General features: G+C 36.8%; 15 protein-coding genes and 1 riboswitch. Of the genes, 10 read left to right on the forward strand and 5 right to left on the reverse strand.

Annotated elements, in window-relative coordinates; genetic code table 11:
• Positions 1-2 precede the first annotated feature (2 nt).
• The 7 genes from AC5XHR_RS11560 (at position 3) to AC5XHR_RS11590 (ending at position 4,414) form a co-directional block, all read left to right on the forward strand.
• Positions 3-683: a hypothetical protein gene (locus tag AC5XHR_RS11560; protein WP_495950951.1), complete on the forward strand. Its 681-nt coding sequence runs from the start codon at positions 3-5 to the stop codon at positions 681-683.
• Positions 680-1,006 carry a gliding motility protein GldC gene (gene gldC / locus AC5XHR_RS11565; RefSeq protein WP_495950952.1) on the forward strand — a complete coding sequence of 109 codons (327 nt, stop codon included), beginning with the start codon at positions 680-682 and terminating at the stop codon, positions 1,004-1,006. The genes AC5XHR_RS11560 and gldC overlap by 4 nt, the downstream gene beginning before the upstream one ends.
• Before the next feature lie 11 nt (positions 1,007-1,017).
• Entirely contained in the window at positions 1,018-2,163 is a 1,146-nt protein-coding gene (locus AC5XHR_RS11570; protein ID WP_495951031.1) for a cystathionine gamma-synthase, read from the forward strand.
• Between the two features lie 64 nt (positions 2,164-2,227).
• On the forward strand, positions 2,228-2,680 hold the full coding sequence (locus AC5XHR_RS11575) for a GNAT family N-acetyltransferase (RefSeq protein WP_495950953.1): 453 nt from the start codon (positions 2,228-2,230) through the stop codon (positions 2,678-2,680).
• Positions 2,681-2,772: 92 nt separating this feature from the next.
• A complete protein-coding gene (locus AC5XHR_RS11580; protein WP_495950954.1) occupies positions 2,773-3,276 on the forward strand; it encodes a DinB family protein in 504 nt (167 codons plus the stop codon).
• A gap of 76 nt (positions 3,277-3,352) precedes the next feature.
• Positions 3,353-3,862, forward strand: coding sequence for a DinB family protein (locus AC5XHR_RS11585; protein WP_495950955.1), 510 nt, complete (start codon positions 3,353-3,355; stop codon positions 3,860-3,862).
• Positions 3,863-3,865: 3 nt separating this feature from the next.
• On the forward strand, positions 3,866-4,414 hold the full coding sequence (locus tag AC5XHR_RS11590; protein ID WP_495950956.1) for an L-threonylcarbamoyladenylate synthase: 549 nt from the start codon (positions 3,866-3,868) through the stop codon (positions 4,412-4,414).
• Between the two features lies 1 nt (position 4,415).
• Here the strand turns inward: AC5XHR_RS11590 and AC5XHR_RS11595 are convergent, their stop codons facing one another.
• Positions 4,416-6,233, reverse strand: a complete 1,818-nt coding sequence (locus AC5XHR_RS11595; RefSeq protein WP_495950957.1) for a POTRA domain-containing protein — start codon at positions 6,231-6,233, stop codon at positions 4,416-4,418.
• Positions 6,234-6,414: 181 nt separating this feature from the next.
• Between AC5XHR_RS11595 and AC5XHR_RS11600 the strand changes: the two genes are divergently transcribed.
• Positions 6,415-7,839, forward strand: a complete 1,425-nt coding sequence (locus AC5XHR_RS11600; RefSeq protein ID WP_495950958.1) for a CCA tRNA nucleotidyltransferase — start codon at positions 6,415-6,417, stop codon at positions 7,837-7,839.
• Between the two features lie 36 nt (positions 7,840-7,875).
• On the opposite strand, the gene AC5XHR_RS11605 is transcribed toward AC5XHR_RS11600, so the two are convergent.
• Together AC5XHR_RS11605 and AC5XHR_RS11610 are read right to left on the reverse strand one after the other, a co-directional pair.
• Positions 7,876-9,792, reverse strand: a complete 1,917-nt coding sequence (locus AC5XHR_RS11605) for a TonB-dependent receptor plug domain-containing protein (RefSeq protein ID WP_495950959.1) — start codon at positions 9,790-9,792, stop codon at positions 7,876-7,878.
• Between the two features lie 97 nt (positions 9,793-9,889).
• Positions 9,890-10,081: riboswitch (cobalamin riboswitch) on the reverse strand.
• An 11-nt stretch (positions 10,082-10,092) separates the two neighbouring features.
• The gene (locus tag AC5XHR_RS11610) at positions 10,093-10,572 is read right to left on the reverse strand and encodes a cytidine deaminase (protein ID WP_495950960.1); all 480 of its coding nucleotides are present in this window, start codon (positions 10,570-10,572) and stop codon (positions 10,093-10,095) included.
• Positions 10,573-10,724: 152 nt separating this feature from the next.
• On the opposite strand from AC5XHR_RS11610, the gene AC5XHR_RS11615 reads away from it, so the two are divergent.
• Both AC5XHR_RS11615 and AC5XHR_RS11620 read left to right on the forward strand, forming a co-directional pair.
• Positions 10,725-11,009, forward strand: coding sequence for a DUF2752 domain-containing protein (locus AC5XHR_RS11615; protein ID WP_495950961.1), 285 nt, complete (start codon positions 10,725-10,727; stop codon positions 11,007-11,009).
• A gap of 36 nt (positions 11,010-11,045) precedes the next feature.
• Positions 11,046-11,378 carry a CCC motif membrane protein gene (locus AC5XHR_RS11620; RefSeq protein WP_495950962.1) on the forward strand — a complete coding sequence of 111 codons (333 nt, stop codon included), beginning with the start codon at positions 11,046-11,048 and terminating at the stop codon, positions 11,376-11,378.
• Positions 11,379-11,427: 49 nt separating this feature from the next.
• Here AC5XHR_RS11620 and hemL read toward each other — a convergent pair whose 3' ends face one another.
• Together hemL and AC5XHR_RS11630 are read right to left on the reverse strand one after the other, a co-directional pair.
• A complete protein-coding gene (gene hemL / locus AC5XHR_RS11625) occupies positions 11,428-12,702 on the reverse strand; it encodes a glutamate-1-semialdehyde 2,1-aminomutase (protein WP_495950963.1) in 1,275 nt (424 codons plus the stop codon).
• A 64-nt stretch (positions 12,703-12,766) separates the two neighbouring features.
• Positions 12,767-13,822 carry a glucosaminidase domain-containing protein gene (locus tag AC5XHR_RS11630; protein ID WP_495950964.1) on the reverse strand — a complete coding sequence of 352 codons (1,056 nt, stop codon included), beginning with the start codon at positions 13,820-13,822 and terminating at the stop codon, positions 12,767-12,769.

A 13,822-nucleotide genomic window follows, 5' to 3' on the forward strand; every position in this document is an offset into this window, starting at 1 on the left:
ACGTGGCTTTGGACTTCAAATCATTAATCAATAAATCCGTTGAACCCAATTTTGATTCAACATTAAATCCATTATTTCCCGTTCTCTTCCGAGTTTACGTGATTGTGGCTATTTTCTTCGGCTCTGCGTCAGGAGAAAATGAAGGAATGTTTGATTATGAATTTCGATTCCAAATTTTAAGCCTCATCATTCTTGTTTTTACAGGTTTACTAGTCGCTTTCAACAGACTTAGCATTCCAAAATTGAAAGAGTGGTCGGAAAGTGAAGGGAAAGAATTCCCTTTCAAACAGGAAGAATTTTGGAAATTCCGCACAACAGTCAATGGACTTATTATTATATTTTTTCTTTCGGCTCTTTATATTGCCGATGCTCATCTTGTCTTCCGAAATGTCGCTTTTGGAAAACAATATTTAGGCTTGAATATTGCACTTATTGGAAACTTCATAGCGGGGATTTTCTTAATTTTGTCGAAACCTATTGAGGCGGTAAAAATTATGTTTTTCCGAGGCGTGGAATTATATAAAACTTATATTCGTTCTATTTTCATCAGCGTTGGAATCATTCTTTGTTTGTCTCTATTTTGGGATAAACCATTTCCAGTAACCATGTTGGCATTCAACGCGGTGTTATTGTACAACGAAATTAAAACTTACAATTATTATTTAAAAAATAAGAATACATGAGAAAGACCCAGATTACCATAGATGTTGAACTAGACGAAAATCACGTTCCTGAAAAAATAACTTGGAATGCCCAAGATGGCGGCATTAGCAAGCAAGAAACGAAGGCTACCATGATTTCGGTCTGGGATGACAAAACGATGGAAGCTTTGCGTATCGATCTTTGGACGAAAGAAATGCCTGTAGATCACATGAAACGTTTCTACCACCAGATTTTGGTTTCTTTAGGAGACACGTACAAAAGAGCAACAGGTGAAGAAGATGTTTCCCAATGGATGGCTGAAGTAGCCGAAGAATTCGCAGTAAAATCTGCTATAAAAATGTAAAAAGTATAGAAATTATGAAATTCAATACCAAAGTAATTCACGGAGGACAACAACACGATCCTTCGACAGGAGCGGTGAATGTTCCTGTTTACCTTACCTCAACATTTGCACAAAAAAGTCCAGGAGTTCACTCAGGATACGAGTATTCTAGAGCAGCGAATCCTACGAGACAAGCTTTAGAAGACAGCTTGGCGAGTATCGAAAACGGAGCGCGCGGCTTGGCGTTCGGTTCTGGTTTGGCAGCAACAGATTGCGTTTTGAAATTATTAAATCCAGGTGATGAAGTTATTGCTTGTGACGATTTATATGGGGGAACATTCCGAATATTTACCAAAATGTTTGAAAAATACAATCTGAAATTCCATTTTGTGAATTTTGATGATTTGAAGAACGTAGAAAGTAAAATCACTGATAAAACAAAATTAATCTGGATCGAGACACCAACAAATCCATTGATGAAATTGGTGGACATCCAAGCCGTGGTTGATTTAGTTAAAGGAAAAAATATCCTTGTTGCCGTGGACAACACGTTTGCAACACCATATCTACAAAAACCTTTGGATTTAGGAGCTGATATCGTAATGCATTCTGCTACGAAATATTTGGGTGGCCATTCTGACGTTGTTGCGGGAGCTTTAGTGGCGAAAACACCAGAATTGGGTGAGCAATTGCATTTTATCCAATTTGCATCGGGCGGAATTTTAGGTCCACACGATTCGTATTTGGTTTTACGAGGAATCAAAACCTTGGCTCTGCGTGTTCAAAGACATTCTGAAAACGGATTGAAAGTCGCTGAATATCTTGAAAACCATCCTTTGGTAGGAAAGGTTTTCTATCCAGGATTGGCTTCGCATCCGCATTTTGATTTGGCTAAAAAGCAAATGAAAAATGGTTTTGGAGGCATGGTTTCATTCAACTTTAAATCTGGAAATGGAGCTGATGCAATTAAATTCTTGGAGCAAATTCAAGTTTTCACTTTAGCAGAAAGTTTAGGTGGCGTAGAATCTTTGGCAAACCATCCAACAACGATGACGCACGCTTCTATTCCTGCAGAAAAAAGAGCTGAAGCTGGAATCACCGATGATTTGATTCGTCTAAGCGTTGGTATCGAAGATATCGAAGATCTTATCGAAGGTTTAGAAAAAGGCTTTGCTTAAAATCAACTCAAAATAAATGAAAATCCGAATCCAAAAGATTCGGATTTCTTTTTACCTTTAATCTATGAAAACAACCATCCGCAAAGCAACAACTGAAGATTTGAATGAACTTGCCGTTCTCTTCGATCAATATCGAATGTTTTATCATAAAACGAGCGATACCTATGCTGCCAAAGAGTTTCTAGAAGAACGTATTCAGCAAAAAGATTCGGAAATACTTGTTGCCGAACTTGATGGAAAGTTGATTGGATTCACCCAATTGTATCCACTATTTTCATCAACTCGAATGAAAAAATATTGGCTTTTGAATGATTTATTTATTGCTGCCGAGTTTCGTGGAATTGGCGCTTCCAAACTCCTTTTAGAAGAAGCTAAAAACGTTTGTCAACAAACCAAAGCTTGTGGAATTCTTTTGGAAACGGGAAAAGAAAACCAAATCGGAAACCAACTCTACCCCGCTTGTGGCTTCGAATTTTACGATCACGCCAACTTTTACGAATGGTCCAATCCTGATTAAAATTTCAGCAAGATTTAAGAAAAATTTAGCATTCAGAAAAATCGTTTTTTTGAGATAATCTGTACCTTCGATTTACTAAATAAATAGAAATTATGATCAAACAAGGATTACTCAGCGAATTCGAATACGAAGCTGAAAATACAAGAAAATTACTGAATGCTATTCCGGATTCGGCGTTGGATTATCGTCCACAACCGCACTTATGGTCGATAGCAGAATTAGCTTCTCACGTTGCAGAAATTTACAATTGGTACGATGACACCTATAATACCGACTCCTTCAATTTTGCAGGATATCAATATGATAAAGGCGATATCACGAAAGCGTCTACGATTGTTGGAAAGTTTGAAGAGAATGTTGCGAAAGCGAAAGAAGCGATTTTAAAATCGGATGAAGCAACGTATTTTAACGATTGGGCGTTGATGTTTGGAGATCAAGTTGCGGTAGGTCCCATGCCGAAAATTGCGATGATTCGTTCATTTTTGAATAACCATTTGTACCATCACCGTGGTGAACTAATTGCGCATCTTCGTGTAACTGGAAATAAAGTTCCGGGCTTGTACGGACCAACCTATGAGGAATCAATGCCGAAATAAAAACTGAAAACCACTCCAAAAGAGTGGTTTTTTCTTTGAAAGAATCCGTAATTTTATCCCCTAAAAACAACTCTTCATGACCGAATTTGAAAAATACATTCAGCGGTATCTTGATTTGGTTCCGTCCGAGAATTGGATTCAAGAATTAAAAAACGTTGGCAATGAAACCTTAGAAATCTACCATCAATTAAGTGAAGACGAGGGAAATTTTGCATACGCTCCCGAAAAATGGACGTTAAAAAATTTGCTTCAACATCTTATTGATACGGAGAAAATATTTGGATATCGCGCGTTACGATTTGCTCGAAAAGATCAAACGGAATTAGCGGGTTATGATGAAGATTTGTTTGCGGCTAATGATTATATTGACACGAAGAAACTGAATCATCTTCTATTTGAATTTGATTGTAACCGACAAGCTTCTCTCCTATTTTTCAGACCTTTAAACGAAGAACAATTAAGCCAAAAGGGAAAAGCCAATGGCAACGAAATTTCCGTGGAAACGATTGGGAAATTATTAGTTGGTCACAACATTCATCATCTTAACATTATCAAAGAGCGCTATTTGCCGCTACTACAAGCTTAGAACATGGAAAAAGCATTAGAAACACTTAAAAACGGAGGAACTATTTTGTACCCAACGGATACCATTTGGGGAATTGGCTGCGACGCGACCAACGTGGAAGCCATCCAAAAAATATTCGAAATTAAGCATCGTGACAAAAACAAATCCATGATTATCTTGGTAGAAAACGAAAAGCGATTGCAAAGTTTGGTGGATGTTCCAGAAATGGCTTGGGAAATCATTGACCTTTCTGAAAAGCCAGTAACCATCGTTTACGAAAACCCAAAAGGCCTACCAAAAGAGATTTTAGCAGAAGATGGAAGTATCGGAATTCGTTTGGTGAAAGACGATTTTTGCAAACGTTTAATTTCAAAACTCAACAAACCATTGGTTTCTACATCAGCCAATTTTAGTGGTGAAAAATCTCCGATGAAGTTTTCTGATATTTCTCAAGAATTAATTTCTGCTGTTGACTTCGCTGTTGAAGAAAATCGAGAAAAAGTTTCGCAATATTCAGGTTCTTCGGTAATTAAAATTTGGCCCGACAACCGCATAAAAATTTTACGAGAGTAAATTAATCGTAGTGATAATCCACAGCCGATGGTTTTCCTATTTGGAAATTCGGAATCGGCATGTGATTATTGCGATAACCGTTGAAATCAAAAATAGGATTGTTATCAAACGGAACTTTAGGATAAAAAACAAAGGATAGTTGGAAACGATTAAACGCTAAAAACGGATTATAAATCTGCACTCCTAGTCCAATTTTGGTGTGCATTCCTGAATTGAAAAGATTCTTATTTTCACGCTCGAGCCAGCCAAAACCTGCCATGACATACGGATTAAAATAGAAGTTTTTCCACGGTTTATTCACGAAAAATTGCAATTGATAACGCAAAATCAATTTCGATGTTCCGAGATAATTATCATTGTATTGCGGAAACTCGTCCAAGGCAGACATATTCAATCGATCCAAATACGTGTTGCTTCTTGCGGTACCAATGACCAAGGTTGGCGAAAAAAAATGTCTAATTTTAAGATGATCACCTTCTCTCAACTTACTAAAATAGAGTCCATCCAAACGAAAAGCCGTTCTGAAATTATCACCATTTTTATACAACGTTCCTAATTCTGTTCGAATATTAAAATATCCAAATCGATTAAACTCACCAAAAGAGCCAGAAATCCCATAATAAGGCATGGATTCACCTAACATACGGACAAAACCTCCTGTTAACGACAGGGATTTTCCATACGCAATATCTTCAGGAAGTTCAAATTGAAAGACATTTTTTCGGGTTGAAAACTTCCGTTGCGTATAACTTACCGACCCTAAAAGCATGGTATGTGAGGTGAAAAAATTGAGCGGATCTAAATCTTTTCCTGGAGAATCGAGATAAGAGAAATTCTGAAAACGCATCGTAACTCCAATATTATCGGTGACTTTTCCATCCGATTTTGGTTTCACTCGAAACTGAATTCCACCCCATAAATCCTGATTCTGAACCTGAACAGCACCTTGCGGAAACGGAGGTTTGTCTTCGGCGTTCGGAATTTCAATAAACCTTCTGAAATACTCCAAATTAACACCTCCTGCCCAACGTGTTAAAGGCGAGTAAAAAGCTCGATCAGCACGGATATAGACATTCTCGTTTTTGTCAAAATCTTTTTCGCCCTTAATTTCTGCATTAATATACGTTCCGTAGATATTGTTTGCTTTATAGCTTGCTAAACGGTAGTTTCTTTTGTCGGAAAAATCCGTTCGATAAACCATTCCCAATTCATGACCGAGACCAAGAAAATTCCCTTCTATAATACCTACTCCAAGTTTTTTACCCGAAAACGTAAAATTGGGTTTCAAACTCCAAGAGTCCAATACCAAAACATGAACATCAATTGAATCTTTGGTCGAAGTACTGTCGATCACAGAAATATTCACACGATTAATAAAACTTGTATTACGCAAGAGACGTTCGGATTCATATAATTTTTGAGCATTGTAAACATCACCTTTTTTGAATAACAAATAGCCACGAACCGCAAATTTCTTAGATTTTACATGAAGTCTATTTCCGAAATCCTCAAACCATTGTTTATTCTTTTCTTGAAAATTTTTGGAAGTACCAAGTGGATCAATCGTTTCAATAGAAATATTTCGGATAAATTTTCCTTGGTATGTGTTTTCTGACTTTAGATCGTTGGTTGGTACTTCAACAGAATCAGGAATGTTCCTAAAAATCAGCTTGTAAAGAAATTTTGATGCTTTTCTTTTATGAGAATAGGTTTCGATTTTTTGATAAAGCGAGTCGCGTTTTTGTTTGTCTTGGGCAGAGCAAAAACCAACTCCAAACACAAGAAAAACTACTAAAAAAACACAATTAAAACACCTCATACAACCTCGGTAAAACCACTTTTTAAATTTTATACGACCCTTTTCAGTGCATAAAGTTATAAACTTTATATAAAATGAACGATGTCGTTTATCATAATCTAAAGAAAAATAGCCTAAAACAATCCCTTTCCTTATCTTTGCACTTGGAAAATTTTTGCAAAAGAAATTTCGGAAGGACCTCATGAAAATCAATCTTAATCAAAATAAAAATCTCAAACTTTTCAAAACCATTTCTCAAGTAGCTGGAGAAAACAACATGCGTGTTTATGCGGTTGGCGGCTATGTTCGTGACTTATTAATGAGCAGAAAAGTTGCCACCGATATTGATTTTGTTACTGAGGAAAATGGTATTCTTTTAGCCCAAAAAATAGCGGAAACTCTCGATCCTAAACTTAAAGTTTCGGTTTTCAAAACCTACGGTACAGCCATGTTCAAATACCAAAATTTAGAATTGGAGTTTGTGGGAGCAAGAAAAGAGAGTTACTCTGAAGATTCTAGAAAACCCGCTGTTGAAAATGGAAGTTTGGAGGACGACCAAAAAAGACGTGATTTTACAATCAACGCCATGGCAATTTCTCTGAATGCAGATACTTTTGGCGAATTGATGGATCCTTTCGAAGGTCGCGAAGATTTGACGAAAAAAATCTTGCGAACGCCTCTAGAACCTCATCAAACGTATTCTGATGACCCATTGAGAATGATGCGAGCTATTCGTTTTGCATGTACTTTGGATTTTGAAATTGAAAACAACTCCTTGGAAGCCATTAAGCAAGAAGCGGATCGTATTAAGATCGTTTCCATGGAACGAATTATGGTAGAATTCAACAAAATAATGAATTCTGAAAAGCCATCTCGAGGATTAAAATTACTAGAATCCACCGGATTATTAGAGCGAATTATTCCCGAACTTACCGCTTTAAAAGGCATTGAAGAAGTAGAAGGACAAACTCATAAAGATAATTTCTACCACACCTTAGAAGTTGTAGACAACATTTCTAAAAATACAGAAAACCTTTGGTTACGTTGGGCAGCGCTACTTCACGATATTGGAAAAGCACCAACGAAAAAATTCGTTGAAGGAATTGGTTGGACTTTTCATGGTCACGAATTCCTTGGTTCGAAAATGGTAAAACCCATGTTTCAGCGATTGAAACTGCCGTTAGGACCGGATATGAAATACGTACAAAAAATGGTCAAGCTTTCTTCACGTCCTATTGCATTGATCGACGACGACACATCGGATTCCGCTTTGAGAAGGTTATTGTTTGATTCTGGGGAAGATTTGGAAGATTTGTTCACACTTTGTAAGGCAGATATCACAACGAAAAACGCTTCTAAACAAGCCAAATTCAAAAAGAATTTCGAGTACGTTGCGACAAAAATTAAAGAAGTTGAAGAAAAAGATAAAGTGAGAAATTTTCAGCCACCGATTTCTGGAGAAGAAATTATGGCGCTTTTTGATTTGAAACCCGGAAAGGAAATCGGAATTTTAAAAGAAAAAGTAAAAGAAGCCATTTTAGAAGGCACCATTCAAAATGATGCTTCAGAAGCCAAAAACTTAGTTATCGAAGAAGCTGAAAAGCTTGGCTTAGAACTTAAAAAATAAAAAACTCCCTTTCGATTTTCGAAAGGGAGTTTTCTTTTAGAATTGGTAATTGAAACCAAGTGTATAATTTCGCCCTTTGGTTGTGTACCCAATTACATCTACATAATTCTCATTAAAAATGTTATTTACGTTTCCGAATAAACTAAGTTTATCGGTAAGCTTTTGATTAACATTTAAGTGGAACGTATGATATGCTTTATTCTCTACAGCAACCGTTTTGTAAGTATTTGAATCAAAATAAGCATCGTTTCGTTTTCCGATAAATTGGTGCATCAACAACAACGATGTACTTTTAGAAGGTTTAATGCTCACTTGTGAATTCACTCTATGTTTTGGAATTCTCAACATCGAAGCTTCATTTTCCTTCTCAACAAAGCTATAGTTCGCGCCAAGTCCTATGAAATCGACAATTTGATATTCAAAACCTAGTTCAAAACCTTTTGCTTTATTTTCATCCAAGTTTACAAATTGTCCTGTGTAATTCGCTTGATCAACAATCGCATATACAAATCCGTCCTTTTCTTTTCTTTGGAACAAACTTGCCGTTACCTGCCATTTTTTATCTAAACTTCCCACACTTAAATCAATTTCATGTGTTGAATTTTTCTCAGGTTTCAAATCAAAATTTGGTAAAATATACGGAATAGAACCGTAGTTTTGATACAACGTTGGTGCAATAAATGCCGTTGCAAACGAGTATCCAATTTTATAAAACACCGAATTGGTTTCCCCTACATAATACGGATTGATGCTATAAACCCAATGATCTTTGAATTTAGAATGGTTAGTCATACGAACTCCAGCATCCAAATTAAAGCCTTCATAATTAACATTTGCTTTCGCATACGCATCAAAAGTAGAAATATCGGTATCTTTATTTTTTAGTTTTTCTTCCAAAGAAGTCCCACCCCATGGTGTTTCTTTGTATCCCAAAGATTGCTCTTCGTACTGAACGCCCGCAACTAAAGAAGCGTTTTTGCTGAATTCGTAATAGTTATACAATTCAAAAAACGAATTTTTACCGATGTATTGATACTGATCTTGATATCCGTCTTTTGTTAAATCTTGCAGCAAACGATCCGTTTTCGTAAAACGGGTGTTGAAAACCAAATTACCCTTGGTATAATTTAATTTCGCATTTCCACCGAAATAGGTTTGCTCATCGTCACCACGTTGGTTGCTATCCGCAAACGCGCCTTGATCAAATTGATATAAGAAGTGGTTGTAACCTGCATACGCATTCACCTGAAACTGATCTACCGAATATCCAATTTTGAATTGAACATTTTGTTTTTCATAACCATCTTTATCAAATGTATCATCTCCCTTAGCCGAAGATATTCCTTTAGACTTTTCGTTGAAGCCATCCACTTGATAATTAAAACCATTTACAGCTCCTTTTACTACGACATTCTGAGCATAAGTTCCATACGAACCACCTCTAGCAGAGACTAGACCTTCAACTACTTTTTTAGCGGAAGATTTGGTTACAATATTAATAACCGAAACCGTTGCATTAGAACCGTACAAAACGGAAGATGCACCGTTAAGGACTTCAATAGACTCAATATTTTCAAGAGCTAGCCAACGTAAATCCGAAGCGGTATAGTCGTTTCCAGAAACATCACGCAAAGGAACACCATCCAAAAGCAATAAAACATTAGCACTTTTACCACCACGAACTCGAATTCCTTTCGGTTCAGTCATGTTGTTAAAGTTTCCTGTAATCTGAATTCCAGCTACCTGATCCAACACATCATTAAGATTCTGACCTTTGTAGTTTTCCAAATCAGCTGCGGTAATCAAGGTTACATTTTTCCCAACTTTGTTGATGTTTTGAGGCGTTTTCGAAACCAAACTCACTTCTTCGATTTGGGTTTCTTCAGTTTGTTGTGCATGCATACTCGTTCCTACGCCAAATAGCAATGCCACCAATACGGTTTTTTTGTTCATAAATTTGAGGTTAGTCGCCCAGAATACCAATCGTAATGCAGAAACTTGAAAAAAATCAAGCTAGAGACATCAGGACTTTTCCTCCGAAAGCGATGGTTAAAAAATAGGCTTTCAGTAAGGTCTCCTGACTTTCAATTAAGCTACACCTTCTCGTTATAAACTAACAATGGTATTTGTAGCAAAACTTCTTTCGAAGCAAGTTGATTTACAGTTGCGGGGACAGCTCGCGAATTGCACACGATTCCCTTTTCTGAAAGGCATGCAAAAGTACAAAAAACAATGGAATTAACGTCAATTATCCTATAAATAGGACGCGTCAAATGAAAACGGTAATAAATCCCGAACCGATTGGGTCTTAATAATCTCCCCTTCTACCGAAGTAAAAAAGAGTTCGATATTTTTATTTTGTTTGGACTCGTATTCTAAAATCGATTGTCGACACGCACCACATGGCGGAATTGGTATTGAAGCAGGATTCACCTCAGCTCCTCCAATGACAAATATTTTCTTTATTGCTAAAGTAGGAAAATTCGATGCTGCCCAAAAAATAGCGGAACGCTCTGCACATAACCCCGAAGGGTACGCTGCATTTTCTTGGTTATTGGCTACAATAATTTGTCCGTCTTCCAATAGCATTGCGCAACCAACATGAAATTTAGAATAAGGCGCGTAGGCCTTTGTACGAGATTCTAATGCTGCATTATACAATTTTCGATCATCATCACTAAGCGCTTCCTTATTTTGGAAAACAGCGTACTGTATTTTGAATTCTTTGTCCATATATCAAAAAGGGCATTAAAGATAGTAAAAATCCTATATCCTTCTGATTTTACTTTCGATTTTTTATTAAAAATACACTTCGATTCAATAAAACATAAAATTAATTTTATAGTAAAAAAAAAAGTATTATTATTGTTATCAAAGAAACTAGAATGGCTCTTGAAGATTATATGATTCCTTGCCTTAACAAGAAAATTTTTGGTGTAGACTGCTTTGGATGCGGTACGCAGCGAGCTCTTGCTTTGGTTTTTGAAGGAAAGTTTTCAGAAGCTTTTCATATGTTTCCTGCGATTTATACCATGATTTTATTTGTGATTATGGCAGGAGTTAATTTTATCGATCGCAAAAGAAACTACTCAAGTGTTTTGGTCACCTTAGCAATTGTTAATACCCTTATCATGGTAGTTTCATATTTTTACAAACACCACTTCTCTTAGAAAAAAAAGAAATACAAATATTAAAATTAGAAAATTATGAATCCACAAAAATTACCCAATGCGACTACGGTCTTAATTTTAGGAATTGTTTCTATCGTAACATGTTGTTGTTATGGTATCCCAAGTTTAATCACTGGTTTTATCGCGCTTAACTTGGCTAAAAAAGATGAAGCTTTGTATCTGGCAAATCCACAAATGTATACGGATTACAACAACCTGAAAACAGGTAGAATCTTAGCATACATCGGTATTGGATTAGGTGTATTGTACTTATTGTACTGTATCTTCTTAATTGCTACCGTTGGTATGGATGCAATGACTGATCCAGAGTTAATGAGAGAAAGAATGAACGATATGATGGGGAAATAACAACCATCCAAAACATAAAAAACTCCTGAAATTCAGGAGTTTTTTTTATTTAGAACTTTCGTACTGCTTCTAAAGTCTTGTCTATTTCGGCATCTTTAATGCAATCTGAAATAAACCAAGTTTCATAACCACTCGGAGGAAGATACACCCCATTTTCCAATAACTTGTGGAAGAACTTATTGAAAAGATCGTGATTTGCAGCGGCTGCATCGTCAAAATTTCGAACTTCATTCGTTTCAAAAAATACCGACATCATCGATCCTTGACGATTTATTAAATGTTGAATCCCTTTCTCAGTAAGGATTTTTCCAATTTCAACATCCAATGTTTCTGTTGCTGCATTGATTCGTTGATACATTGCCATATCATTCAAAATCAAATTTAGGGTTGTTAAACCACCACGCATTGCTAAAGGATTTCCACTTAATGTTCCTGCCTGATAAACACCACCATTTGGAGCTAAGTGATTCATAATTTCATTTCGTGCTGCAAAAGCTCCGACTGGCATCCCACCACCGATTACTTTTCCGTAAGTTGTAATATCTGCTTTCACATTGAAAACTTCTTGTGCACCGCCAAAAGCCAAACGGAATCCCGTCATAACCTCATCAAAAATCAACAGAGCGCCATATTGATCGCAAACCGTTCTTAGATTTTGAAGAAAATCAGCATCTGGAAGAACACAACCCATATTTCCCGCAACAGGTTCAACGATAATCGCAGCGATTTCTTCTGGATTTTGTGAAAAAATATCGCGAACTTGCTCAATATCATTGTATCTTGCTAAAATCGTGTCTTTTGCCGTACCAGCAGTTACTCCAGGAGAATTTGGATTTCCAAAAGTTGCTGCTCCACTTCCCGCTTTAATTAGAAAAGAATCGGAATGACCGTGGTAGCATCCTTCAAATTTGATGATTTTATCACGCTTTGTATAACCTCTTGCCAAACGCACCGCCGACATACATGCTTCCGTTCCCGAAGAAACCATTCTGATTTGATCAATATTCGGAACGTTTTCAATAACTGTTTTTGCAATTTCAGTTTCTAGAGCTGTTGGCGCTCCAAACGAAAAACCTAGTTCTGCTTGTTTTTGTATTGCCACCAAAACTTCAGGATGCGTATGTCCTAGAATTGCAGGACCCCAAGAATTGATATAGTCTACGTACTTATTCTCATCTTCATCGGTAAGATAAGCACCTTTAGCCGACTTCATAAAAACAGGAACTCCACCAACCGATTTGAATGCTCGAACGGGAGAATTCACCCCACCTGGAATATACTTTTTGGCTTCATCAAACAAAGCACTACTTCTTTGATATCTCATTAAAAAAAACTTTTATTCTGAATTTATAGTTGAAAAAATGCGCCTTAAGGCGCATTGATTCATTTTAAGATCTTGGTCTCTTTTGTTGCAAATAAACAAGCTGCCCCGCCTTCAGTTGATCACGTGCATCCATTCTATTTTTTGACAAAAGTTTCGAAAGTTTAATCCCGAATTTCTGCGAAATATCGTACATACTTTCGCCCGCTCTCGATTTGTAGGTCGCTACATTTCCTTCGCTTCCTTTTGCTTCTAAGAACACAATATCGTTGGTTTGTAAAAGATCCGTGCTTGACTCGTTGTACCTCATCAAACGCTTCTCATTAATCCCAAATTTCTTAGAAATGAAATCCATATTGGTATTTGCTGGAATCACCACATACTTCCGTCCACCATTTGGATGGTTTTTCACCAACATGGTTTCTAAAAGTTCTTTAGGCGATTTTGTACTTGAATTTGAATTGGTTTTCGCAGCCAAAACAACTGGAGGTTTCACTTCGCGAATTGGTTCTGCTTTCGATTTTGAAGGCTTATAATCAGCTCCTAAACTTGCTAAATAGGCTTTGTCATTTTGCAAATCAGGATACAATTTCACCATCGTAGCAAGTAATTCATCGGTTGATGAATTATCAAACTCATACAAACGGTGCTTTTCAATCTTGCTAATTAAAATATAAGCATACTTAGGATTGGTTGCATAACCTGCTTTCTTCAAACCGTGCGCCCAAGCCTTGTAATCTTTCATATCAAGTTTGAACAAATTCACATAGTATTGTCTAAAAGCTAAAAACTTAGAGTGATCTTCGTACGAATCACGAGGGCTATCGTACACACGGAAACACTCATTAGGAGCATCATCGGTGTGCTTCATCGATTTACCCGTCCACTCTTCTTTACATTTAATCCCGAAGTGGTTATTTCCTTCTTTTGCTAGTCGGCTTTGTCCACCACCGGTTTCAAGAATTCCTTGCGCCAAAGTAATTGAAGCTGGAATTTTGTATTTTTCCATTTCTTCAACGGCGTATTTTGCAAAACGTTGGATATACTGTTCTTCGGTATTCCACGTCTGAGCGGACATTTTTCCTAAAATTAAAAGGCTTGCTAGCGCTAAAAGTCTTTTCAT

This window comes from Kaistella sp. CFF1-2, assembly GCF_059509915.1.

What these genes read in the sequence shown, in the direction of transcription:
- gldC (WP_495950952.1), top strand. Translation starts at nt 680, where the DNA reads ATGAGAAAGACCCAGATTACCATAGATGTTGAACTAGACGAAAATCAC.
- AC5XHR_RS11575 (WP_495950953.1), top strand. Translation starts at nt 2,228, where the DNA reads ATGAAAACAACCATCCGCAAAGCAACAACTGAAGATTTGAATGAACTT.
- AC5XHR_RS11580 (WP_495950954.1), top strand. Translation starts at nt 2,773, where the DNA reads ATGATCAAACAAGGATTACTCAGCGAATTCGAATACGAAGCTGAAAAT.
- AC5XHR_RS11585 (WP_495950955.1), top strand. Translation starts at nt 3,353, where the DNA reads ATGACCGAATTTGAAAAATACATTCAGCGGTATCTTGATTTGGTTCCG.
- AC5XHR_RS11590 (WP_495950956.1), top strand. Translation starts at nt 3,866, where the DNA reads ATGGAAAAAGCATTAGAAACACTTAAAAACGGAGGAACTATTTTGTAC.
- AC5XHR_RS11595 (WP_495950957.1), bottom strand. Translation starts at nt 6,233, where the DNA reads ATGAGGTGTTTTAATTGTGTTTTTTTAGTAGTTTTTCTTGTGTTTGGA.
- AC5XHR_RS11600 (WP_495950958.1), top strand. Translation starts at nt 6,415, where the DNA reads ATGAAAATCAATCTTAATCAAAATAAAAATCTCAAACTTTTCAAAACC.
- AC5XHR_RS11605 (WP_495950959.1), bottom strand. Translation starts at nt 9,792, where the DNA reads ATGAACAAAAAAACCGTATTGGTGGCATTGCTATTTGGCGTAGGAACG.
- AC5XHR_RS11610 (WP_495950960.1), bottom strand. Translation starts at nt 10,572, where the DNA reads ATGGACAAAGAATTCAAAATACAGTACGCTGTTTTCCAAAATAAGGAA.
- AC5XHR_RS11615 (WP_495950961.1), top strand. Translation starts at nt 10,725, where the DNA reads ATGGCTCTTGAAGATTATATGATTCCTTGCCTTAACAAGAAAATTTTT.
- AC5XHR_RS11620 (WP_495950962.1), top strand. Translation starts at nt 11,046, where the DNA reads ATGAATCCACAAAAATTACCCAATGCGACTACGGTCTTAATTTTAGGA.
- hemL (WP_495950963.1), bottom strand. Translation starts at nt 12,702, where the DNA reads ATGAGATATCAAAGAAGTAGTGCTTTGTTTGATGAAGCCAAAAAGTAT.
- AC5XHR_RS11630 (WP_495950964.1), bottom strand. Translation starts at nt 13,822, where the DNA reads ATGAAAAGACTTTTAGCGCTAGCAAGCCTTTTAATTTTAGGAAAAATG.